We start from the raw sequence: 22,581 nt of genomic DNA on the forward strand, positions 1-22,581 counted from the left end.
AGTTGTGGGTTTATATTGATGTTCATTGGTGATGAAAATCCTGGATCATTACATCATTTTATCTTTGAAATGTAAAAGTTTGTGTATTTGTATTTCCTGCCGTATTCACTGTTGTCACTTTCAAGGTATGTTCACCTGATCCTTTTGGGCATTTTTCATCAAAGACATAGATAAAATCATTCTTTATACGGGCAAACCTAAGCCATTTTCCATCAAGCTCTGCCCGAAATGAAACAATATCACCAATTTTTGTATTCCCTTTTAAAAGTAAAGTGCCACCGTTAATGACTGCACCGTCTTTCCATCCAGAAGAAACGGAGGGTAAGCTGTTATCTACTATCAGTTTTGCAGTACCCAACCTATTGAACTGCCCATCTGCCTGATCGCCATTCCATTTTCCTTTTACCACATCGGTATCGCTTCCATAATTAAGGGAAATAACTGTTTTATCTTTTTCTTCCTTGGTTAATTTTCTGTTGGGTCTTATTTTTAAAGTATAATTATCATGAACAGGAATGTATGGACTATTTAATACAATCGCATTGGAAGCAGCATCTGCATCAGGTTTTTCATACATATTAAAGTTCACGGCATCATAAACAGCATTTTTACTGAAACCAATCTCTGCATTCTCGGAGGCAATTGTTTTTCCATCGTTGGGAAGAACAGCTTTTGCTGTGGAAGAAACCCGGCCTCCTTCTTTATTAAACTGAACTTTTGTGATTAATCTGCTTGTATTTCCTTTTACATCTTTTAAAACAATTTCAATATTGTGAATATCCTCATCCTGAAGATTGATAATTCCTGAAAGATTAGGAATACTGTAATTCTGCAGTTTCATTCCTGGTAATTCAGATAAATGCTGAATCCCTATTTTATCTCTGATAAATTTGGTATAATCTATACAGCCATTCAGATAACGGGTATCATCATAGCTTACTTTATCAATGGAAAAACCATAAATCAATTTTCCATCCATCAATAATTCTGCCTGATAAATACCGAGGTTAAATCCTTGATTGGCTTTATCTACCGCTTTAATTCCAAAACTTATTGTGGGAGAATTTACTCGAACAATATCTGCTGTATAAGTACTGCCAGCTTTTTTGACAGAGACTCCATTGGCCCCGGGTTCATACGTACTGAAACGACGGTCATACCAATACAAGCCACTAATAATGGGTGCTACAGAATCGGGAATGGCAAAACCAAAAAGCAATGGATTGAGACATTCTTCTGTTTTGGTATTTCTTATTTCAAAATGCAAGTGCGGGCCAGCCGAACCTCCTGTATTTCCACTCAAAGCAATCAACTGTCCTTTCGTAACCGGAAACTGGTCAGGTTGGAAAGTAATATCCTGTTCCCACTTTTCTTCTTTGTACTGTCTTTCTTTTACATACTCATCCAGCTTATCGAAGTACTTGTTTAAATGGGCATAGACTGTTGTGTACCCATTAGGGTGGGTAATGTACACGGCATTTCCAAAGCCATATCGTTCAACTTTTATTCTGCTCACGTAGCCATCTGCTGCTGCCACTACAGATAAATTTTCCTGACTGTTGGTTCGGAGATCCAGTCCCATATGAAAATGATTAGCCCGCACAGCACCAAAGTTAGCAGCCAGCTGCATGGGAATATTCAAGGGATTACGGAAATAGTTTTGGGGATAGTTATTTTGGGCCTGTGTGATAATTGTAGTGATTAAACAAATAGCAACTATCAGTTTGGAGAAGATTTTCATACAGCATTTGGGTTTAGATCTACTTAAATGTACAAAATTCTGGCCAATACTCGATTGTTATCATCATTCATTTTTAAAATCACTTTTGTTTTTATACGCCAAGTTCTGTCGCTCCCATCATTGATATTTGCACTATAATGATTCATTAGCAGCTCTTTCAAAAGACGGCATAAAAAGCATTACAGAACACTCTTCAGATTTTGAGAAGCTGAAAGTGCTTTTTGTTGAAAATGCGGAGAAAGAAGTAGGTTTGCTTTACAGAGGGGAAATGTTCTTTTATGCTACTGAAATAGCAACTCGTAATTTTATAAACCAGCTTTTTACAAAAAAAAACGAAAAGCAACTTGAAAAGTATTTAGATGAAATTATTCGAATAGAGAGTTTTGCGAAAAATCTAAACGCAATTCGATTAACAGAGTTAGAACTTCAGGAATGGATACAAATTGTTCGCAGACTTGGAGGAGATGTAAGAGATTTAGAAATGTTTCATGAGTGTATGTATTTTGAAGACTTTTTACGAAGAGGAAAAGTAGCATATACAAAAGGGCATCCTAGAAAAATTTTACCTCTAGGAAATTTATCCCCTATCCCCGAAAGAGATAAGTTAATTAGTACATTTATCAAAGAAAAATATGTGCTTGATAAAGTTCTGGAAGAACAAGAAAGATGGATAGAAGTATTTGGGAAAGGAAGGTGGACACAAACTGAAATTGATTATAGTATAGAGTATTTCAATGATTACATTAATGATATTAATGAATTTAATAAAAAAAACAATGGCAAGAACTTCATAGATATCGATAAAATAACAATTAAATAATACATAATGACAATAGAAGAAATAAACGAAATAGCAAAACGCTATATAGAGTACCTTGAAAAAAAAATGAATATTAAATTAGTTATTGCTCAAGAACTCACAATATATAAAACATATGGAAATGTATATTTTTGGGGAGCACAAGACACTAAAAAACATCGTCTGGCGGGTAATGGACCTTTTCTGGTAGAAAGCGAAGCAGGTAGGGTTCTTAGATTCGGAACAGCTGACCCTACAGAATATTATATTACACAATATGAAAATGGTAATTGGAAACCAGGTTCTAATGATATCTGGTACCCAAACTAAGCTGATATCAGTTCTGCCACACTCATTGCATGATATTTAAAAACAATATGTTAACAGATAACGAAATGCTAGAAATAGCAAAAAAGTACATAAAATTAAATGAAGAAGAAATAAATATTAAACTAATTATTGTTGAACAACTCACAATAAATAAACCTTATGGAAACATCTATTCTTATGGACCAAAAGATTCCACAAAACATCGTTTAGCAGGTAACGGTCCATTTCTTGTAAAAAATGACACAGGAATAGTCATTCAATTTGGGACTTCTAATGATGTAGAATATTATATAAAAGGATATGAAGACGGCACATGGAAACCGAGCACTCATGGTGTTTGGGATCCTAATCAGAATTAATAGTAGACTTACACAATCATAAATAAAAAATCCCATGCTAACAGAACAAGAAGTAATACAGATTGCAAAAATTTATGTAAAAGAAAGAAGTGAAAAAAGCAGGTTAGATCTCGTCATTCTGGAAGATAGATGCATTAAAAAGTCTTATGGGGTAATATTTCGATATAATACAAAAAAATATAATGATACAAGAAACTATGATGATAATACATTAATGGGGAATGCCCCTTTCATAGTTCAAAATAGTAATGGTAAAATTATATTGCTTGGAACAGGAAGAGAAATAGAATATTATATCCAAGAATATGAAGCAGGAAGATGGCCGGATATGCCCAGACTTAGCGACTTTCAATAATTTACAGCCACCTTCGGGTGGCTTTTTTTTAGATAAAAAACAGTTTCTATCATAAATAAAGTAGCTTCAATTTTATGCTCAAAAGAGTTAGAAATATCCTCTTATTCTCTATTCATCATTCGCTTTTTCTTACTTTCTTCATTTATATTTCTGAAATTGAACTTTTTAATAGAAATTACCTCAATAAAACATATCTTATAAACCGACAAAATTTAGTAAATTTGCAGACTTAATTTATCAACGAATATTGAGATATTTACAATGAGCCAATTTAAAGAATACAAAAACCTCAACCTTATTGACGTAGCAGAGAATGTAGCGGAATTTTGGAAACAAAATAAAACTTTCAATAAGAGTGTTGAGATTCGTCAGGGTAATCCTGAGTTTGTTTTTTATGAAGGTCCGCCTTCAGCAAACGGTATGCCTGGAATTCACCACGTAATGGCAAGAGCATTGAAGGATATTTTCTGCCGTTACCAGACTCAGAATGGAAAGCAGGTTTTCCGTAAAGCAGGCTGGGATACGCATGGTCTTCCTGTGGAACTGGGTGTAGAAAAAGAATTAGGAATCACTAAAGAAGATATTGGCAAAAAAATCTCTATTGAAGATTATAATAAAGCATGCCGTGAAGCAGTAATGCGATATACAGACGTTTGGAACAACCTTACCGAAAAAATCGGGTATTGGGTAGATCTTGAGGATCCGTACATCACATACAAATCAAAATATATGGAAACCGTTTGGTGGTTGTTGAAGCAATTATATGACAAAAGCTTGTTGTATAAAGGCTACACGATCCAACCCTACTCTCCAAAAGCAGGAACAGGGCTTTCTTCCCACGAATTGAACCAGCCAGGAACGTATCGTGATGTTTCAGATACAACCGTAGTAGCTCAGTTTAAAGTTAAGAAAGATTCATCTGCTTTATTCAACGATGTAGACGGAGATGTACATATCCTTGCATGGACGACAACTCCTTGGACGTTGCCATCCAATACTGCACTTACCGTAGGTAGAGATATCGAATATGTTTTGGTTAAAACTTTCAACCAATATACATTTGAGCCTATAACAATTGTATTATCCAGCGTTCTTTTACCTAAGGTTTTCGGTAAGAAATATGCTGAGGGTACAGATGAGGACTTTGCAAACTATACTCCAGAAACCAAGGTAATTCCTTTCAGAATTTTAAAAGAATTTACCGGAGAGAAACTTGTTGATACAAGATATGAGCAATTAGTTCCTTGGTTTACACCAAACGACAATCCTCAAGATGCATTTAGAGTAATTTTAGGAGATTTCGTAACAACAGAAGACGGTACAGGTATCGTGCACACCGCCCCTACTTTCGGTGCAGATGATGCAAGAGTGGCTAAGATGGCTCAGCCTGAGATCCCGCCAATGTTGATAAAGGATGAAAATGACAATCTTGTTCCGTTGGTAGATTTACAAGGTAAATTTATTCAGGGAGAAAATGTTCCTGAAGTTTTCTCAGGGAAATATATCAAGAATGAATATTACGATGAGGGAACTGCACCTGAAAAATCTTGGGACGTAGAATTGGCGATCTTGCTGAAAACAGAGAACAAAGCCTTCAAAGTAGAGAAATATGTTCACTCCTATCCACACTGTTGGAGAACAGACAAACCTGTATTGTACTACCCGTTAGATTCATGGTTTGTAAAGATGACCGCCGTAAAAGACAGATTGGTTAACTTAAACAAAGAGATCAACTGGAAGCCAAAAGCTACAGGAGAAGGACGTTTTGCCAACTGGTTAGAAAATGTAAACGACTGGAACTTATCCCGTTCAAGATACTGGGGTATTCCGTTGCCTATCTGGAGAACAGATGACCTAAAAGAAGAAAAAATCATAGGTTCTGTAGAAGAATTATACAACGAAATTGAGAAATCAATTGCTGCAGGAGTAATGACTGAAAACCCATTCAAAGGTTTCATCATTGGCAATATGTCTGAATCAAACTATGAGCTTGTTGATCTTCACAAGAATGTAGTAGACAAAGTAGTTTTAGTTTCTGATTCAGGAAAGGCTATGAAACGTGAAAGCGACTTGATCGATGTTTGGTTCGATTCAGGTTCTATGCCGTATGCACAATTGCATTATCCTTTTGAGAATAAAGATTTAATTGACAACAATAAAGCATTCCCTGCCGATTTCATCGCAGAAGGGGTTGACCAGACTCGTGGATGGTTCTATACACTTCATGCAATCGGAACCGCTGTTTTTGATTCTGTTGCTTATAAAAATGTAATGAGTAACGGTCTTGTTTTGGATAAAAACGGACAAAAGATGTCAAAACGTTTAGGAAATGCTGTAGATCCGTTCGAAACATTATCTGTATACGGACCGGATGCTACCCGTTGGTATATGATTTCCAATGCCAATCCTTGGGAAAACCTGAAGTTTGATATTGAAGGAATTGATGAGGTTAGAAGAAAGTTCTTCGGAACGCTTTACAACACCTATTCATTCTTCTCTCTATATGCAAACGTTGATGGATTCAACTACTCAGAAAAAGAAGTAGAAAACCGTCCGGAAATTGACAGATGGGTTCTTTCCGAACTGAACCTTCTCATCAAGGAAGTAAAGGCATTCTATGAAGACTACGAACCTACAAGAGTAGCAAGAGCAATCAGCACGTTTGTGAATGATAACTTGAGTAACTGGTACGTAAGATTATGTAGAAGACGTTTCTGGAAAGGAGAATATTCAGATGATAAAATCTCTGCTTACCAGACTCTATATACTTGTCTTGAAGTAGTGGCAAAATTATCAGCTCCTATTGCTCCATTCTTTATGGATCAGTTGTATCAGGATCTGAATAAAGTAACTGGTAAAGAAAACTGTGAATCTGTACATTTAACAGACTTCCCAGTAGCTGATGAAAGTTTAATCGATCAGGATCTGGTTGAAAAAACACACTTAGCTCAAAACATTACCAGTATGGTTTTCTCTCTGAGAAAGAAAGAAAACGTAAAGGTTCGTCAGCCATTACAAAAAGTATTGGTTCCTGTACTGGATGCTAAAACAGAAAGCCAAATCTTAGCTGTTGCAGACCTTATCAAGCAGGAAGTAAACGTAAAAGAACTACAGTTAATTAATGCTGAAGAAGCATCCCATTTAATTGTAAAACAAATAAAGCCAAACTTCAAGGCTCTTGGTCCTAAATTAGGAAAAGACATGAAGGTGGTAGGTGCTGAAATCAGTAATTTTAGTACAGAACAGATTGCCGGTCTTGAAAAAGAAGGAAAACTTGATGTTCAAGGATATGAGATCACCCTTGATGACGTGGAAATTTCTACAAAAGACATCCCGGGATGGACGGTAACTTCCGACGGAAAAACTACTGTGGCATTAGATTTGACGTTAACCGATGAGTTAAAATCAGAAGGTATCGCAAGAGAATTCATTAACAGAGTTCAAAACCTGCGAAAAGAGAAAGACTTTGAACTGACAGACAGGATCAATATCTTCATTGAAGAGAATTCACCATTCCTTGAAGATGTGAAGAAAAATGAGGAATATATTTCTTCTGAAGTCTTGTCAAATAAAATAGAAATTGTATCTTCACTTTCAAATTTTAACGAAATCGAAATAGATGAGGTTAATTTTAAGATAAATGTCGAAAAAAATTAACATGTAGTTATTGTATTTCAAATTCCATTTCATAATTTTATTAAAAAAGAGAAAGAATATGTCAGACGAAAGAGTTAGATACAGCGATGCTGATTTACAGGAATTTAGAGCGATCATTAAAGAAAAAATAGAAAAGGCGGAGAAAGATCTTCAGCTGATCAGAGAAAGTTTCATCAATGACCAGAATAATGGTACAGATGATACTTCACCTACATTCAAGGCATTTGAAGAAGGTGCAGAAACTTTGAGCAAAGAGCAGAACTCTATTCTCGCAGGAAGACAGGAAAAATTCGTTCGTGATCTTAAGAATGCTTTAATCAGAATCGAAAACAAAACATACGGTGTTTGCAGAGTAACAGGAAAATTAATTCCTAAGGAAAGACTTTTAGCCGTTCCTCATGCTACGCTGAGCATTGAAGCGAAAAATATGCAGAAATAGCCGTAAGGTTTGTAAAATAATATTGGGTTTATATGGTATTCACGGATACTTTATAAACCTAATTTTTAATGTATACCCATGAGCGAAGTCTTAATTTTGGTAATCATCGTGGCAGCAGTTTTACTGTTTTTCAACAGGGAATGGATCAAGAACAGATTTTTCCCGGAAAAACACACCAACTACACCATTGATGACCAGTTTAATTCTGATAAGCGAGAGAGGGAGAAAGAAATTGACAAACTGTTGAGTAAGATGGGCAAAAACGGAGTCAATGACTTATCAGAAAGAGAAAGAAAGCGGCTCGACGAGTTGTCCAAAATGTAAAAATTAAATATAAGAAATGGAATCTATTATAGTACATCCGAAAAATGCAATGGAGCTTAGTGCACTGAAAGGTGTTTTAAAAGAAATGAACATTAAATTTGAGAAAGCTCATGTTAAAAGTTCATTTAATGGGCAAAAAGTGATCAAGAAAGCAAGCGATAACAAAAATATAAAACCAGCTAATAAACCTTCAAAACCAAAAGGAGAGTAATGAAAAAGATATTAGCTATCACATTTTTGGTATTGTTAATAGACCAGGCTTCTAAAATTTATATTAAAACTAATTTTAATTTAGGAGACAGTGTTTCTATTTTTCCCGGTTTTAAACTAACGTTTGTAGAAAACCCAGGCATGGCCTACGGATTTCATTTCGGAGGAATTATCGGAAAATATTTACTCGTGATTTTAAGAGTTTTCTTAATCGGAGGAATGGTTTACATGTTTAAAAAATGGTTGAAAGAAGGTGCTTCAAACTATCTCTTAATTCCAATGTCTATCATCTTTGCAGGAGCAATCGGAAATCTTATTGACGGAATGTTTTACGGAATGATCTTCGATAGCGGATCCGTTTATGACCCAAGTATTGACCGATGGCTAGATTATGGTGGGATATCCAAGATTGTTCCTTTTGGACAGGGATATTCAAGCTTTATGAAAGGATGTGTTGTAGATATGTTCCACTTTCCATTAGTAGATTGGTATGTACCTGATAGCTGGCCATTAATTGGCGGAAAGCATATTGAGTTCTTCAAATACATTTTCAATGTTGCTGATTCAGCTATTACTGTAGGGGCTGCATTCTTATTAATCTTTAGAAAGAAAGCATTCCCGAACGGGCTTGAGTTTTAAACGATTTATCTTAAATGAAAAAAATTATCACAAATATTTTTAAATTTTTCCTGCTTCTTTTCGTTGCAGGAATTATTTTTATTGCCTGGGCCAACTATAGCATCAAAAATGAAAGTGCACCACTTGTATCATATAACATTACAGATGTTCCCGAGACAAAAACTGCATTATTGTTAGGAACAGGGAAAACCTTAAGCAACGGTATGCCAAATGCCTATTTCTACAACAGAATCAAGGCTGCTACAGACTTATACAAATCTGGAAAGATTCAATACATCATCGTAAGTGGTGATAACAGCAGCAAAGATTATAATGAACCAGAAGATATGCAGTTTGCACTGATTCAGCAGGGAGTCCCACAAGATAGAATCATACTGGATCATGCCGGTTTCCGAACGTTGGATTCTGTGGTAAGGGCAAAAGATATCTTTGGACAGACCAAAATTGTGATTATTTCCCAAAAGTTTCACAATGAAAGAGCGGTCTTCCTTGCTCAGAAAAATGGAATACAGGCCTTTGGGTATAATGCAGAAGATGTGAATAAATATGCAGGGTTAAAGACTAATTTGAGAGAGTATCTTGCCAAAGCTAAAGCGTATTGGGATCTTATCCTTGGTGTACAGCCGAAATTTGGTGGGGAAAAGATTTTAATTCCTTAGCATTAAATAAAATACAATCATAAAAAATGAGTGTCTTCACGTATCATTTAGTAAAAACAGATTACTTTTCTGCACTCAGAATTCTTTTTTCTTCACCAAAGTCAAGAAATATCCCAGGATTAATTCACGCAGAAATTATGACCGTGATGACTTTAGGCTCTCCTATTTTTTCACCCTCTCGAATGTTAATAAGACAAATCGCTGTATTTGCACAATGGGAAGATGAAAGTAATATCGAAAATTTTTTAGCTAAAGACAGTTTAGGAAAAATTTTATCTGAAGGCTGGCATACAAGATTAACTTTTATGAGAAAATGGGGAAAATTCAACAAGTTTGAAATTCCTGATGAAACCACAGAATCTGAAAATCCGGATTCGCCAGTCGTTGCAGTCACCATTGCCAGAATGAAATTTTTGGAAATCCCCAGATTTATTCATTGGGGAAGACCGGTTGAAAAATTGGTTCGAGACCATCCGGCAACAACTTTGTCTTTGGCCTCCATCAAATTCCCTAATACCGTTTCTACTTTTTCAATTTGGAAAAATCAAAAAGAAATGACCGATATGGTTCATGGACATAGCAAAGTTCCAAAACCAAAAAGGCATGCCGACGCAATGAAAGAAAGAGATCGAAAAGATTTTCATTTCGAATTTACCACTTTGCGCTTTAAACCTATTTCAGAATTTGGGGAATGGAATGGGCAACGCAACATTATTCCATATCTCAAAAACAGCTAAAATGAGATTTGCTCATCCGATACAGAAGTTCCAGGATTGGTTTACTCAACAATGGGTAATTCTGCGTGGAAGAAAAATTAAGCCTGAAGACACTCTCTGGTTGATGGGGCCTTTTGGTAATTTGAATGCTATGAATGAGGATTTTATTCATCAATTTGCAGAAAAAGAAAATCTAATTGTAGAAAAGGGCTCAAAAGTAAAAGGCATTATTCCATCAATGCTAAAGCTTAACTTATCTGAAAATGAGTTCTCAAATTTATCCAAAAATGTAATTGACTTCTATGAAAACACCTCAAATCATAACTTAAATTTTTCTATAAAATGGAATCCCTATTTCAAATTTTTTGGAATTTTAATTAATAAATTATTCAGTAATAGAATTAACCAACTGAATATTCCTACAAAAGAAATTGACGGTTCAGAATCTCTAAAAAGCGAAATCATTAACCTCACCGACCCCGATACCAATGAAATAAAATATACGTTTTGGTATCGTTCTATTGAATCCACCGGGCAAGTTATCTATTCCGGAGTTTACGGTATCAGCAATTTACCGTCAGGAAAAACTTGCGTAAAGGCTGTATTTCCTTTACCCAATGGGAATGCAACAGTGTTGATGATTCCCAGCGTCGGAAAAAATGGAGAACTGATTTTAAATTCTTCAGGAAAAAAATTTGGTGATGCTGGTTTTTATTTTTTACTTAAAGATTCTAAAGGTGAATATTGGTCACAATTTATACGTTCATTCCGTGATTGTCTCATTATTGGATCCGAAAATGATATTATATTTGCAGAACAAACTTTAACACTGTGGCATTTCAAGGTTCTTACTTTTATTTATAAAATTGAATTAAAGAAATAGGTTTATGGATCCAGAATTCTTCATTAAAGAAAAGAATAGGAATCTAATACTATAACGCGATTAGAATGTAATTTTGCGTAAATTTGCAATTCATTAATTTTTAAATATAAACTTTAAACAAATGTCAAGAATTCTTACCGGCATTCAAGCCACCGGAACTCCCCATCTTGGAAATTTACTTGGGGCAATTATTCCTGCTATCGAACTTTCTAAGCAGGAGGGAAATGAATCATTTTTATTTATTGCGAATCTTCATACGCTTACCCAGATTAAAGATGCGCAGACTTTAAGACAAAATACCTACGAGATTGCTGCGGCTTGGCTTGCTTGTGGATTAGATACCGAAAAAACATTCTTCTACAGACAAAGTGATATCGCTGAAACCTGTGAACTATCTTGGCATTTATCATGTTTTTTTCCTTATCAAAGATTAACATTGGCTCATTCATTTAAAGATAAGGCAGATCGTCTTCAGGATGTGAACGCAGGTCTGTTTACTTATCCTATTTTGATGGCTGCAGATATTTTATTGTACGATGCAGAGATTGTTCCTGTAGGAAAAGATCAGCTTCAGCATTTAGAATTTGCAAGGGATGTAGCTTCAAGATTTAATAATCAAATGGGTGAAATTCTTGTTCTTCCGCAATCTGAGCTTCAGGAAGACACAAAATATGTTCCCGGAACTGATGGGCAGAAAATGTCAAAATCAAGAGGAAACATCATCAATATCTTCTTACCTGAAAAGGAATTGAAGAAACAGGTAATGAGCATTGAGACTGATTCTAAAGGCTTAGAAGAACCTAAAGACCCGGAAACTGATAAAGTGTTTGCTATTTATCAATTGATTGCTACACCGGAACAGACCGAAGAATTAAGAGCAAAATATCTTGCCGGAAACTTTGGATACGGACATGCTAAAAAAGAGCTTTTAGACCTTATTTTGGTGCGTTTTGCTAAAGAGAGAGAAACGTTCGCTTATTATATGAACAATCTGGACGAACTGGAAGGAAAATTACAACAAGGGGCAGAAAAGACCAGACCAGTTGCCTTGGAAACCCTTAAAAGAGTAAGAACAAGCTTAGGTTTTTAATCACAGCTTCAAAACATAAGAAAGCCCTTCAAATTGAAGGGCTTTTTCTATATATCGATATCGTTTGTTTTTATGATATTTAGACTATCTAATCTTATTTTTTACAAGAATAAAATAGTGCATTTTATCATCAAATTCATAGAGAATATCCCAACCGGGGTATTGTTTAATGATCGTTTTAATGATAGACAATCCTAATCCTGTAGAGCCATGATCTGAGCCTTGTTTATAGAAACGGTTAAAAATCTGTGATTTATCCAGCGGAACAGATGTACCACTATTTTGAAAAGTGATCCTATCTGTCTCAATAATAATATTTAACGTTCTTTCTTCATTATTGTATTTAATGGCATTCTTAAGAAGATTAGACAACAGAATATCTGCGAGATCCTTGTTAAAATCTGCCTGAAAATTTCCTTTTTCAATGATATTAACATCAACTTTTTTAAACGCTATAAAATCTTCATAATTCTGAACCAGTGTATGAATCATGGCATTAAAATCAACCCCCGACATAGTGTTAAACTGGCTGTTTTCTATTTTGGATAACATCAACAGGGATTTATTCAGTCCTACCATTCTTCTCAAGTCAGTTTTAACCTCTGTAAGAAAGTTCAGGTTCTTTTTATCAAGATCTTCATTCTGAATCAGGAGATCTATTTTATTGATAACAATGGCAAGCGGCGTCTGAAGCTCGTGGGAGGCATTTTCAATAAATTGCTTTTGTTGATAGAAAACCAGTTCATTACGCTCAATCATTTCATTGATTTCAACATTCAATTCTTCAAACTCTTTTATCCTATAGCTTTGCTCCTGCTGTGAAAATGGAATTCCAAACTGATATTTTTTAAGCTTATCCAAAATTAAATAGAACGGACGCATTGCTTTATTAAGGAGATATCCATTGACGACAACAATGCTTATCACCAAAACAATATAAAGCACAATTAATGCAGTGGTAAGGTCATAGATTAATTCATCCTCCTCCACAGTAGAGGTTCTGATCACCAATCTCTGATGATTCTTGAACTGATCAATAAAGTCTGCCTCAAGTACCCTGTAAGGCTGATCTTTATCGTCATACTCCATATAATACATTTTATTGTAGAGCCTGCTTTTATTTTTATAATCTCTGGCATTAATAGGCATGATTTTGAATTCATTGAAGCCAAAATCATTATTCTTTAATAGCTGAGGATTAAGATATACGGCTTTAATGATCTGTATTTTACGATCTTTTAGCCCATCATCCACATTATCATGTACTTCATCCAGAATATAGGCATAAAATAATCCTGCCCAAACTGCAATAATCAGCAGGAGGATCATGATAAGGTACTTGATCGTATAATATTTTAGAGAAACCTTCATTAGACAAATTTATATCCTATTCCGTATACTGCCTGAAAGTCAGCTTCCGCATTGAGTGTTTTTAGTTTTTTTCGAAGATTTTTAATTTGTGAGTAGATAAAATCAAGGCTGTCTGCCTGATCTATATAATCTCCCCAGATAGCCTCCGCCAAAGTGGTTTTTTGCAATGTTTTTTCCGGATGAATGACAAAGTAATACAAAAGATCATATTCCTTACGGTTAAGAGCCAGTTCCTCATCACCAACCTTTACATTTCTGTTTTCCGGATCAATGCTTATATTTTTATATCTGATAATATTCTCCCCATCCTGATTTTTTCTTCTTATTACAGATCTGATCCTCGCCATCAGCTCTGCAAGGTGAAAGGGCTTTGCAAGATAATCATCTGCCCCAATTTCCAACCCGGTTACTTTATCATCCACTGAATCTTTTGCAGACAGAATGATTACCGGATCTTTTTTGTGCAGCTTCTTTATTTCTCTCAGCAGGTCTATTCCACTTCCGTCAGGCAGCATAATATCCAGAAGAATACAATCATATTCATAGGAAATAATCTTTTCCAACCCGGAACTGTAATTCTCTGCATGCTCTACAATGAAGTGTTCTGCTTCCAGAAATCTCTGTACAGTATCCCTTAGGTCCGGTTCATCTTCTACTATTAAAATCTTCATACTACCAGTGGTTTGTAATGCTATACCGCATGATTAAACTTATATCAAATATATGAAATTATAAGGTTGGAAGCCAGAAGACTAAAGCTTGTCATTTCAACATTCTTTAGTCCTCTGATTCCTTTCTTTTAAAAATTAATTTGATCTTACAAAACGTCCATCTGCATCAAAAATGAGACACAACCCATTCATTAAATGAATTTTATAGGCGTTATACTTTTTTTCAATGGAACTAACCACACTGCACGGATGGTGCTTGGTCATAAAAGACACCATACTTTTTCTAATCTTACCGGAAGAAGTTTTTCTTCCATTGCTGCTTATTAAACTCCAATTAACCATACTATTACAATTTTATTGTTAACCTTTACCTCAGAATTAGTCGTCAATTCTTTTAAAATTTCCGCTTTTGTCAAACTCCAGCTCCAGTCCGTTGGAAAGTTCAGCCTTATAAGACCATCTTTTCTTTTCTATCTTAATGATGTAGGTATTTGGAAAATTCTTGGTGCTGTAGTTTTTAATGGATGCAGGAATAAAGCCATAAGGAACTTTCTGATGCTTTCCGTCAACTTCTTTCCAGTTTCCGTTACTGTCAAATTCCATTTTCATCCCGTTGCTTAGGTATACCTTGTAATCATCCACCCCATAGATTTCCCTGTCTTCTATCACTGAACTTACAGCAATACCCTTAAAGTGAGCTGCAAGGAAAGTTTTCGCCGTCTTAGGCAGTTGATTAGGGTTAATAGCTCTGTCCTGTGCAAACATTAAGCTTCCCATTACCATAAAAATCAAAATAAATATTCCTGTGATTTTCTTTACATTTTTCATAACATTAAGTTTTTCTGTCATTATTATAAAGCAAAGGTCCAAATCAATTTAGGAAAGAATTGGGAAAAACTTAATGGATCAAAATAAAGTGATAAAAGGATAAGAATAATGGATATAATTAAACCATTAAGGTAAAGTAAGTTTTTAAGAGAATTAAAGCGTTGTTGCTTCTTAGGTTCACAATACAGTAAGCCTTTCTCTTAAGAGCTTCAATAGCCTTAATGGTTTAATTATAAATTTGCGTTTAAGCTTTATCCGGAAAATTATAGATATTCCTTGATCTGATGAAGGTGCGTAATGGCTTTCAATCCCGATCCTTGTTTGTCTTCCTTATAGACATCAAAGAAAATAGAATCCATTCCAAAGTCTCTCGCTCCCATAGCATCAGCAATCCAGTCATCCCCGATAAGGATACTTTCTTCTTTTTTAGCATCAGAAAGACCTAGAGAGTATTCAAAAATTTTCGGGTTAGGTTTTCTTACTCCTACGGCATCGGCACTGGTAATCGTCTTAAAATAAGGTGCTATGCCCGATAGGGTACATTTTCTTTCCGTTACTTCCTGAAACCCATTAGAAATAATGTGTAAGGTATAATTCTTAGCCTTTAAATAATCAAGAATATCTTCTGCACCTTCTACCAATTCATTATGGCTTACAATGTTATCCAGAAAATGTTCTTCAAAATAAAGTGACAGTTCTTTATTATCCACTCCAAAATGCATGAAGGAATCATAAAAACGGTGTTCTCTCAAATACTCTTTGCCTATAATCCCATCTCTTATCTTCTCCCAAAGGCTTTCATTGATCTCGTGGTAAACATCATGAAACTCTTCAAAGCCGATATTGTACTTCGAAGTAATTTCCTTTTTTTCGAAAAGTTCTTTGATGGTTAGGTAGGCATTTCTGCGATGATCCCAGAGCGTATTGTCCAGGTCAAAAAAAACGTGCTGCATTTTCATACAGCACAAAGTTAATAATTTTAATTTTTTGAGATAGGATAATTATTGCTCTTGCTTTTCACAATTTCAAGATTTTTAGAAAAGCTGAGCAGAAAATCAATGGTTTGTTTCTTAGGTTTCAAAGTTTTCACTTTTAAGGAATCATTTTTTTTCATAGGCGAAGTATGTTTTCCTTAAAAACGTGAAATTTCAGAAAATATTATCTATCTGGTTAATATTATGTTATTTTCTTCCATGATTTTTCTCAGGTTTATAAGCGCATACCTTACTCTTCCCAGTGTAGTATTAATGCTCATATCTGTATGATCTGCAATTTCCTTAAAGCTCAGCCCGTCAAAGAATCTTAATTTGATTACTTCTTGCTGGTTTTGTGGAAGAAACTGTAACATTCTCAATAAGTCTTCCTGAATCTGGTTCGTTACCAATTGATCTTCAATATTTTCTGAAGGCTCTCTAATCAGGTCAAAAATAGAATATTCATCAGTTTCAAACGTAGTTTCTGAAACCTTGATGTTTTTGGCTTTTGATCTGAAATGGTCGATAATTAGGTTGTGGGAAATTCTTTTGGCCCAAAGGATAAATTTACCCTCTTCGTTATAACGTCCTTCCTTTAGCATAACAATAATTTTCATGAATGTATCCTGAAAAACATCGTTGGCTAAATCTTCATCATTAATTTTGTAAAAAATGAATGTAAACAGCTCTTTCTGGTGGCGATGAATGAGGGTTGACAATGCTCCCTCGTCACCTTTCTGGTAAAGCGAAATTAGTAAACTATCCGATTTTGATTTCATAACTCTTCTCAATATAAATTATTTGCAGACAGGCAATCCTCCAGATATTTCATCTGGTCTTTGCTGTATATACAAAACAGTTTTCTAGAGTAGAGTCTCTTCAATAGGCGGTACACTTATATTATGGTGTAAATATAATAATTTTTTAATAACTGTTAAGCTATTATTAAATTTTCACAAGAAAAATTTAAAAAAAATCATTTAAACATATCATGAATAAAGACAGTAGGGATATTTAATGTAAAATTAATATTTAGACCTTTCATTTCCTTTCCGTTCAATCGGGTATCTCCTATAGGGAAAGCATAGCCTCCTGTAAGATCCAGCATTCCAAATAAAGTAACCCCAATTTTCGGAGCTATATACTTATTGGTTCCCTCCGCTCCTACTAAAAAGTAATAGGAATGATAGAAATCTACATTCTTTTCAAAATTAAGCAATACATCTGCCTGAAGCTTCGGCATGATGGCAAATTTGGAATCAGCAACTCCCATTAAGGCAGAACCACCTAATCTGTAAATTACATCATCATTTTTAAGGAAAAGCAATTTACCGCCAACTTCTCCAAAGCTTTGATTCTGATAGGTATATCCTACCGTAATCATTTTATGCATGGTATACTGGGCCTTTGCCAATGTGCTTAGCAAAAACAGGGATAGGGTTGTAACTGCAGTTCGAAAATTCATCATCTCTCTATTTATTATCGTGTAAAATTAAAAAAAACTGCCTTATCAGAGGATAAAGCAGTTCATATATTTATTCCAAGGAAAAAATTAAATTCCGAAAGCGGCTTTAATTTCCTCTACTTTGTCTAGTTTCTCCCAAGTAAAGAACTCAAGATCTTTCAACGTAAGTTCATTCTTATGACCTTTGTTGAATGTTTTATCAGCTATATAATGCTCTTTACCCATGTGTCCGTAAGAAGCTGTTTCCTGATAGATAGGGTTTCTTAATTTTAAGTTCTGCTCGATAGCGTAAGGTCTCAAATCAAAGATTGTAGAAACTTTTTTAGCGATATCACCATCGTGAAGATCAACTTTTGCAGTTCCATAGGTATTGATATATAAACCACAAGGCTCAGCTACCCCGATAGCATAAGAAACCTGCACCAAAACTTCGTCAGCAATACCTGCTGCCACCAAGTTTTTAGCGATGTGTCTTGTAGCATACGCTGCACTTCTGTCTACTTTTGATGGATCTTTTCCAGAGAAGGCACCACCACCGTGAGCTCCTTTACCACCGTATGTATCAACGATGATCTTTCTTCCTGTAAGGCCAGTATCTCCGTGAGGACCACCGATTACAAATTTTCCTGTAGGGTTAATGTGATATTTAATTTGATCGTTGAATAAAGCCTTAATTTCCTCTGTCTGCTGTGCAACAACTCTAGGAACAAGAATACTCTTGATATCTTCACGGATCTTGTTCAGCATTTCTTCTTCTGCTCCGAAGTCATCGTGCTGAGTAGAAACTACGATAGAATCAATTCTGATTGGCTTATGATCGTCAGAATACTCAATAGTCACCTGGCTTTTCGCATCAGGACGAAGATAAGTGATTTCCTTATTTTCTCTTCTGATTGCAGAAAGTTCCTTAAGAATTGTATGTGCTAAATCCAAAGCAAGAGGCATATAGTTTGCCGTTTCATTGGTAGCATATCCAAACATCATCCCTTGGTCACCAGCTCCTTGTGCATTTGCTTTAGCTTCAAAAGATTCATCATTTACAGCTCTGTCAACTCCTTGGTTGATATCAGGAGACTGCTCATGAATTGCAGAGATAACTCCACAAGAATCTCCGTTGAACATATATTCACCTTTTGTATAACCAATTCCATTGATTACTTCTCTAGCAATTGTTTGAACGTCAAGATACGCATCAGATTTTACTTCTCCAGCCAAAACTACCTGCCCTGTAGTTACCAGAGTTTCACATGCTACTTTTGAACTTTTATCGTACGCTAAGAAATTGTCGATTAATGCATCAGAAATTTGATCTGCAATTTTATCCGGATGTCCTTCTGAAACTGATTCAGATGTAAATAAATAAGACATATTATTCTTTGTTTTTTTAGATTAAAAAAATATTGACGAAGAAAAATAAGAATAAAATTGCCCGAAAAAAGAATACTGTTTTAGCATTTTTTTATAGAGGTTGCAATCAGGTCAAATTTTTCCTCGTGGTAAACGTCAGCAAATTTAAGCACTATTTTTGTAATACTCAAAATTTTTGTTTACTAATTATAATTTTCTTTAAATTAATGATTTATATCACTTTAAAGCCTTTCAATTACTGAGGCTTTATGCTTACAAATTCTTTCGGACTAGCGTGATAATTCAGCTTAAGTTCCAAAGAACTTTTGATAGAATGTGATAATTCATCAATAATCTTCTGCTTAAAGGTTGGCTTATAATAAATAATACTGATCTCTCTGTAAGGGAAAGGCTTCTTGAATCTGAAGACATTCTTTTTCTGCTCTTCAGAAAGCTGGCTCAATGCCAATTCCGGAAGAATGCTGATTCCTCCTACCTTATCTACCATGTGTACCAAGGTTTGAATATTGGAAGCCAGGAAATCTAAATTTTTAGGTTTTAGAGTATTCTCCTTAAGGTGACAGATATTTTCGAACTGATTTCTAAGACAGTTTCCTTCTTCAAGCAACCATACCTTTTCTACATTAAGGTCCTCAGGGATGATGTAAGAATTCTTTTTGTTCGCTTCAGTATTGGAGCTGTAGATCATTAATTCTTCATTGAATAAGAAATCCTGATAAAACTCGTCTGCCGTATCATAAGGAGTGGAAATAATTCCCGCATCCAATTCTCCGGCTTTCAAAGCTTTAATAATATTATCAGTAGTCATTTCCTTTACATTCATCTGGATCTTCGGATTGTCTTCAAGGAATTTAAAGATTTCCATAGGCAGGATAAATGAAGAAACTGTAGGAATGATTCCCAGATTAATTGTTCCTCCTAAAATATTATTCAAAAGGTTTGCCTTGTTTTTCAGCTCATTGACAGATTCTATAATCACCTTGGCCTGATCAATGATCTGAAGACCTACATCTGTAGTACGGATCGGGTGAGTTGTTCTGTCAAAAACCTTTACATCCAGTTCGTCCTCAAATTTCTGTATCATGGCACTTAACGTAGGTTGGGTAATGAAGCAGGCCTGAGCTGCTTTACCAAAATGTTTATACTTATCAACAGCGATAAGATATTCAAGTTGCTGAATGTTCATTTGATTAATATTATCTATTACAAAGATATAACGTTTTTGTTATTAGCAATTAAAAATTCAAGTAAATTTGATATTCACTACCTTTACACTTCGATTTAGAAAAAGGAAACAATTATTCAAAATCATCAATTATATGGATTCTAAAAAATTAACGTTAAGCAACGGCGCACCTTATTTTGAGCATCAGGATTCCCAGACGGTAGGACCAAGAGGCCCGGTATTGCTGCAGGACTTCATTCTTCAGGAAAATCTTGCACATTTCGTTAGGGAAAGGATTCCTGAAAGAATTGTACACGCCAAGGGAAGCGGAGCATACGGAACCTTTACCGTAACACATGACATCAGCCAGTATACAAAAGCAAATTTATTCTCAAAAGTAGGAAACTCATGCAGAATGTTTGCACGTTTTTCTACAGTGGGAGGCGAAAAAGGAAGTGCAGATACCGCCAGGGATCCTAGAGGTTTTGCCTTAAAATTTTATACTGAAGATGGAAACTGGGATCTTGTAGGAAACAATACGCCTGTATTTTTTATTAAGGATGCAAAAAAATTCCCGGATTTTATACATACCCAAAAAAGGGTACCTAAGACTAATTTAAAAAGCGCCACCATGATGTGGGATTTCTGGAGTTTAAATCCGGAATCACTTCATCAGGTCCTTATATTAATGTCAGACAGAGGAACACCTTATGGCTACAGACATATGCACGGCTTCGGATCTCATACTTTCTCCATGATCAATGATAAAAATGAAAGAGTATGGGTAAAGTTCCACTTTAAGACAAAACAGGGAGTAAAAAACTTCACGGATGAAGAAGCTGTAAAAATGGCAGGAGAAAATCCGGACTTTGCACAGGAAGACCTTTGCAATGCCATTGAAAATGGGGATTTCCCGAAATGGACCATGTACATTCAGGTAATGACTGAGGAACAGGCAAAAGATTTCAGATGGAATCCTTTTGATGTAACCAAAGTATGGTTCCATGATGACTTCCCATTGATTGAGGTTGGAGAAATGGAACTGAATGAAGTTCCTGTTAACTATTTTGCACACGTAGAACAGTCTACATTCTCACCAAGCAGCCTTATCAACGGAATCAGTTTCTCTCCGGATAAAATGCTTCAGGGAAGATTATTCTCCTATCCAGATGCACACCGATACAGAGTGGGAGTAAATGCTCACCAACTGGAAGTAAACAGATGTCCTTTTGCTGTTAATAACTATCAAAGAGATGGCTATATGGCAGACTCGAGCCACTATCAGGACAAACCCAACTATCATCCGAACAGCTTCGATGATATTAAGGCAGATTCCTCTTACAAAAACTATGAGTATGAGTTAGATAGCGCCCATGTTGCCAGCTACAACAGAAATGAAAATGACAGCGATCATTATACTCAACCGGGACTTCTTTATTCAAAGGCGATGAATGCTGATGACAGAAACAATTTGATCCAAAATATTGTAGGAAGTATGAAAGGAATCAGCGGACCAAAAAAAGAAGAGATTATTAACCGACAATTGTGTCACTTTTTCCGCGCTAACATTGAGCTTGGCATGAAAGTAGCTTCACAATTAAACGTAAATATTGATGCAAATATGATGAATCACTCCAAATAATCATATTGAACGATAAATAAAAAAAAAGGAAAAAAAAATAATATTTTTTCCTTTTTTTTGTAAAAAATTCATAATTTGCAAAGGATGATATTTTAAAGTGGAAAAATGAGTTACGAAAATATATTATTAAAAAAGGAAGATAAATTATCTATCATTACCATAAACAGACCTGAAAGTTTAAATGCTTTAAATGCAAAAACAATTCAGGAAATCAGCACAGCACTGGATGAGCTTAATGCAGACACTTCCTGCAGAGTAATTATCCTTACAGGAAGTGGAGAAAAGTCTTTCGTAGCTGGAGCTGACATTAAAGAGTTTAGCGATTTTGGACAGGAAAAAGCGGAAGAGCTTGCCAGAAATGGACAAAATTCTCTGTTCAACAAAATTGAAAATATGTCTAAGCCCGTTATTGCTGCCGTAAACGGTTTTGCACTGGGAGGAGGTTTAGAGCTTGCCATGGCATGCCACATCAGATATGCATCGGAAAACGCCAGATTGGGGCTTCCTGAAGTAACTCTGGGATTAATTCCAGGATACGGAGGAACTCAAAGGCTTCCAAAGCTTGTAGGAAAAGGTATTGCCAACGAGATGATCTTCTCTGCCAAGATGATCCCTGCTCAAAAAGCAAAAGAGATCGGCCTGGTAAATGAAGTATACCCTATTGAAGAATTATTAACCAAAACGAAAGAATTAGCGAACACTATTGCCTACAATTCACCAATGGCAATATCCAAGGCTATAAATGCCGTAAACTTATCTGACACGGATAAAGGGTTTGAAACTGAAATCAAGTATTTCGGGGAGCTTTTTGAAATGGAAGATAAGAAAGAAGGAGTGACAGCTTTCCTAGAGAAAAGAAAGCCAAACTTCTAATCTTTAAAAAGATTTTAATCCAA

Annotated in this window: 24 protein-coding genes; 15 read left to right on the top strand and 9 right to left on the bottom strand. The window is 35.3% G+C overall.

Annotated features, from left to right (window positions below; all coding sequences use genetic code 11):
- Positions 1 to 58 precede the first annotated feature (58 nt).
- Complete coding sequence (locus EG359_RS22900) at positions 59 to 1,741, bottom strand: M23 family metallopeptidase (protein ID WP_076356879.1); 1,683 nt, start codon at positions 1,739 to 1,741, stop codon at positions 59 to 61.
- Between the two features lie 127 nt (positions 1,742 to 1,868).
- Here EG359_RS22900 and EG359_RS13035 point away from each other — a divergent pair, with 127 nt between their 5' ends.
- The 13 genes from EG359_RS13035 to trpS all read left to right on the top strand — a co-directional run bounded on the left by EG359_RS13035 (position 1,869) and on the right by trpS (position 12,201).
- On the top strand, positions 1,869 to 2,561 hold the full coding sequence (locus EG359_RS13035; RefSeq protein ID WP_076356881.1) for a hypothetical protein: 693 nt from the start codon (positions 1,869 to 1,871) through the stop codon (positions 2,559 to 2,561).
- Between the two features lie 6 nt (positions 2,562 to 2,567).
- Complete coding sequence (locus EG359_RS13040) at positions 2,568 to 2,870, top strand: hypothetical protein (protein ID WP_076356883.1); 303 nt, start codon at positions 2,568 to 2,570, stop codon at positions 2,868 to 2,870.
- 47 nt (positions 2,871 to 2,917) lie between these two features.
- Complete coding sequence (locus EG359_RS13045; protein ID WP_076356885.1) at positions 2,918 to 3,229, top strand: hypothetical protein; 312 nt, start codon at positions 2,918 to 2,920, stop codon at positions 3,227 to 3,229.
- 34 nt (positions 3,230 to 3,263) lie between these two features.
- Positions 3,264 to 3,584, top strand: coding sequence for a hypothetical protein (locus EG359_RS13050; RefSeq protein WP_076356887.1), 321 nt, complete (start codon positions 3,264 to 3,266; stop codon positions 3,582 to 3,584).
- A 261-nt stretch (positions 3,585 to 3,845) separates the two neighbouring features.
- A complete protein-coding gene (gene ileS / locus EG359_RS13055) occupies positions 3,846 to 7,241 on the top strand; it encodes an isoleucine--tRNA ligase (RefSeq protein ID WP_076356889.1) in 3,396 nt (1,131 codons plus the stop codon).
- Positions 7,242 to 7,299: 58 nt separating this feature from the next.
- Positions 7,300 to 7,680 (top strand): TraR/DksA family transcriptional regulator, encoded by a 381-nt coding sequence (locus EG359_RS13060; protein ID WP_045501318.1) that lies wholly within the window; start codon positions 7,300 to 7,302, stop codon positions 7,678 to 7,680.
- 78 nt (positions 7,681 to 7,758) lie between these two features.
- Complete coding sequence (locus EG359_RS13065; RefSeq protein WP_076356891.1) at positions 7,759 to 8,004, top strand: DUF6576 domain-containing protein; 246 nt, start codon at positions 7,759 to 7,761, stop codon at positions 8,002 to 8,004.
- Positions 8,005 to 8,020: 16 nt separating this feature from the next.
- Complete coding sequence (locus EG359_RS13070) at positions 8,021 to 8,215, top strand: DUF2683 family protein (RefSeq protein WP_076356893.1); 195 nt, start codon at positions 8,021 to 8,023, stop codon at positions 8,213 to 8,215.
- Positions 8,215 to 8,853 carry a lipoprotein signal peptidase gene (locus EG359_RS13075; protein WP_076356895.1) on the top strand — a complete coding sequence of 213 codons (639 nt, stop codon included), beginning with the start codon at positions 8,215 to 8,217 and terminating at the stop codon, positions 8,851 to 8,853. The genes EG359_RS13070 and EG359_RS13075 overlap by 1 nt, the downstream gene beginning before the upstream one ends.
- A gap of 14 nt (positions 8,854 to 8,867) precedes the next feature.
- Positions 8,868 to 9,512, top strand: a complete 645-nt coding sequence (locus EG359_RS13080) for a SanA/YdcF family protein (RefSeq protein WP_076356897.1) — start codon at positions 8,868 to 8,870, stop codon at positions 9,510 to 9,512.
- Between the two features lie 26 nt (positions 9,513 to 9,538).
- A complete protein-coding gene (locus EG359_RS13085; RefSeq protein WP_076356899.1) occupies positions 9,539 to 10,249 on the top strand; it encodes a hypothetical protein in 711 nt (236 codons plus the stop codon).
- 1 nt (position 10,250) lies between these two features.
- The gene (locus tag EG359_RS13090; RefSeq protein ID WP_076357179.1) at positions 10,251 to 11,111 is read left to right on the top strand and encodes a hypothetical protein; all 861 of its coding nucleotides are present in this window, start codon (positions 10,251 to 10,253) and stop codon (positions 11,109 to 11,111) included.
- 121 nt (positions 11,112 to 11,232) lie between these two features.
- Positions 11,233 to 12,201 carry a tryptophan--tRNA ligase gene (gene trpS / locus EG359_RS13095; protein ID WP_076356901.1) on the top strand — a complete coding sequence of 323 codons (969 nt, stop codon included), beginning with the start codon at positions 11,233 to 11,235 and terminating at the stop codon, positions 12,199 to 12,201.
- Between the two features lie 84 nt (positions 12,202 to 12,285).
- On the opposite strand, the gene EG359_RS13100 is transcribed toward trpS, so the two are convergent.
- From EG359_RS13100 to EG359_RS13135, 8 genes are all read right to left on the bottom strand, one after another.
- Positions 12,286 to 13,572, bottom strand: coding sequence for a sensor histidine kinase (locus EG359_RS13100; RefSeq protein ID WP_076356903.1), 1,287 nt, complete (start codon positions 13,570 to 13,572; stop codon positions 12,286 to 12,288).
- Entirely contained in the window at positions 13,572 to 14,243 is a 672-nt protein-coding gene (locus tag EG359_RS13105) for a response regulator transcription factor (RefSeq protein ID WP_076356905.1), read from the bottom strand. The genes EG359_RS13100 and EG359_RS13105 overlap by 1 nt, the downstream gene beginning before the upstream one ends.
- A 378-nt stretch (positions 14,244 to 14,621) precedes the next feature.
- Positions 14,622 to 15,071, bottom strand: coding sequence for a PepSY-like domain-containing protein (locus tag EG359_RS13110; RefSeq protein WP_076357181.1), 450 nt, complete (start codon positions 15,069 to 15,071; stop codon positions 14,622 to 14,624).
- A 263-nt stretch (positions 15,072 to 15,334) separates the two neighbouring features.
- Positions 15,335 to 16,030 (bottom strand): YjjG family noncanonical pyrimidine nucleotidase, encoded by a 696-nt coding sequence (locus EG359_RS13115; protein ID WP_076356907.1) that lies wholly within the window; start codon positions 16,028 to 16,030, stop codon positions 15,335 to 15,337.
- 203 nt (positions 16,031 to 16,233) lie between these two features.
- Positions 16,234 to 16,824, bottom strand: a complete 591-nt coding sequence (locus tag EG359_RS13120; protein ID WP_076356909.1) for an RNA polymerase sigma factor — start codon at positions 16,822 to 16,824, stop codon at positions 16,234 to 16,236.
- Between the two features lie 197 nt (positions 16,825 to 17,021).
- Positions 17,022 to 17,513, bottom strand: coding sequence for a hypothetical protein (locus EG359_RS13125; protein WP_076356911.1), 492 nt, complete (start codon positions 17,511 to 17,513; stop codon positions 17,022 to 17,024).
- Positions 17,514 to 17,597: 84 nt separating this feature from the next.
- On the bottom strand, positions 17,598 to 18,878 hold the full coding sequence (metK, locus tag EG359_RS13130; RefSeq protein ID WP_076356913.1) for a methionine adenosyltransferase: 1,281 nt from the start codon (positions 18,876 to 18,878) through the stop codon (positions 17,598 to 17,600).
- 235 nt (positions 18,879 to 19,113) lie between these two features.
- Positions 19,114 to 20,064 (bottom strand): LysR substrate-binding domain-containing protein, encoded by a 951-nt coding sequence (locus tag EG359_RS13135; RefSeq protein ID WP_076356915.1) that lies wholly within the window; start codon positions 20,062 to 20,064, stop codon positions 19,114 to 19,116.
- Between the two features lie 133 nt (positions 20,065 to 20,197).
- Between EG359_RS13135 and EG359_RS13140 the strand changes: the two genes are divergently transcribed.
- Together EG359_RS13140 and EG359_RS13145 are read left to right on the top strand one after the other, a co-directional pair.
- On the top strand, positions 20,198 to 21,685 hold the full coding sequence (locus tag EG359_RS13140; protein WP_076356917.1) for a catalase: 1,488 nt from the start codon (positions 20,198 to 20,200) through the stop codon (positions 21,683 to 21,685).
- 105 nt (positions 21,686 to 21,790) lie between these two features.
- Entirely contained in the window at positions 21,791 to 22,558 is a 768-nt protein-coding gene (locus tag EG359_RS13145) for an enoyl-CoA hydratase/isomerase family protein (RefSeq protein WP_076356919.1), read from the top strand.
- Positions 22,559 to 22,581: the final 23 nt, after the last annotated feature.

The organism is Chryseobacterium joostei (assembly GCF_003815775.1).
In the GTDB taxonomy this organism is placed as follows: Bacteria; Bacteroidota; Bacteroidia; order Flavobacteriales; family Weeksellaceae; genus Chryseobacterium; species Chryseobacterium joostei.

Coding starts and splice junctions, on each gene's coding strand:
- EG359_RS22900 (WP_076356879.1), bottom strand. CDS start 1,741: ATGAAAATCTTCTCCAAACTGATAGTTGCTATTTGTTTAATCACTACA.
- EG359_RS13040 (WP_076356883.1), top strand. CDS start 2,568: ATGACAATAGAAGAAATAAACGAAATAGCAAAACGCTATATAGAGTAC.
- EG359_RS13045 (WP_076356885.1), top strand. CDS start 2,918: ATGTTAACAGATAACGAAATGCTAGAAATAGCAAAAAAGTACATAAAA.
- EG359_RS13050 (WP_076356887.1), top strand. CDS start 3,264: ATGCTAACAGAACAAGAAGTAATACAGATTGCAAAAATTTATGTAAAA.
- ileS (WP_076356889.1), top strand. CDS start 3,846: ATGAGCCAATTTAAAGAATACAAAAACCTCAACCTTATTGACGTAGCA.
- EG359_RS13060 (WP_045501318.1), top strand. CDS start 7,300: ATGTCAGACGAAAGAGTTAGATACAGCGATGCTGATTTACAGGAATTT.
- EG359_RS13065 (WP_076356891.1), top strand. CDS start 7,759: ATGAGCGAAGTCTTAATTTTGGTAATCATCGTGGCAGCAGTTTTACTG.
- EG359_RS13070 (WP_076356893.1), top strand. CDS start 8,021: ATGGAATCTATTATAGTACATCCGAAAAATGCAATGGAGCTTAGTGCA.
- EG359_RS13075 (WP_076356895.1), top strand. CDS start 8,215: ATGAAAAAGATATTAGCTATCACATTTTTGGTATTGTTAATAGACCAG.
- EG359_RS13080 (WP_076356897.1), top strand. CDS start 8,868: ATGAAAAAAATTATCACAAATATTTTTAAATTTTTCCTGCTTCTTTTC.
- EG359_RS13085 (WP_076356899.1), top strand. CDS start 9,539: ATGAGTGTCTTCACGTATCATTTAGTAAAAACAGATTACTTTTCTGCA.
- EG359_RS13090 (WP_076357179.1), top strand. CDS start 10,251: ATGAGATTTGCTCATCCGATACAGAAGTTCCAGGATTGGTTTACTCAA.
- trpS (WP_076356901.1), top strand. CDS start 11,233: ATGTCAAGAATTCTTACCGGCATTCAAGCCACCGGAACTCCCCATCTT.
- EG359_RS13100 (WP_076356903.1), bottom strand. CDS start 13,572: ATGAAGGTTTCTCTAAAATATTATACGATCAAGTACCTTATCATGATC.
- EG359_RS13105 (WP_076356905.1), bottom strand. CDS start 14,243: ATGAAGATTTTAATAGTAGAAGATGAACCGGACCTAAGGGATACTGTA.
- EG359_RS13110 (WP_076357181.1), bottom strand. CDS start 15,071: ATGAAAAATGTAAAGAAAATCACAGGAATATTTATTTTGATTTTTATG.
- EG359_RS13115 (WP_076356907.1), bottom strand. CDS start 16,030: ATGAAAATGCAGCACGTTTTTTTTGACCTGGACAATACGCTCTGGGAT.
- EG359_RS13120 (WP_076356909.1), bottom strand. CDS start 16,824: ATGAAATCAAAATCGGATAGTTTACTAATTTCGCTTTACCAGAAAGGT.
- EG359_RS13125 (WP_076356911.1), bottom strand. CDS start 17,513: ATGATGAATTTTCGAACTGCAGTTACAACCCTATCCCTGTTTTTGCTA.
- metK (WP_076356913.1), bottom strand. CDS start 18,878: ATGTCTTATTTATTTACATCTGAATCAGTTTCAGAAGGACATCCGGAT.
- EG359_RS13135 (WP_076356915.1), bottom strand. CDS start 20,064: ATGAACATTCAGCAACTTGAATATCTTATCGCTGTTGATAAGTATAAA.
- EG359_RS13140 (WP_076356917.1), top strand. CDS start 20,198: ATGGATTCTAAAAAATTAACGTTAAGCAACGGCGCACCTTATTTTGAG.
- EG359_RS13145 (WP_076356919.1), top strand. CDS start 21,791: ATGAGTTACGAAAATATATTATTAAAAAAGGAAGATAAATTATCTATC.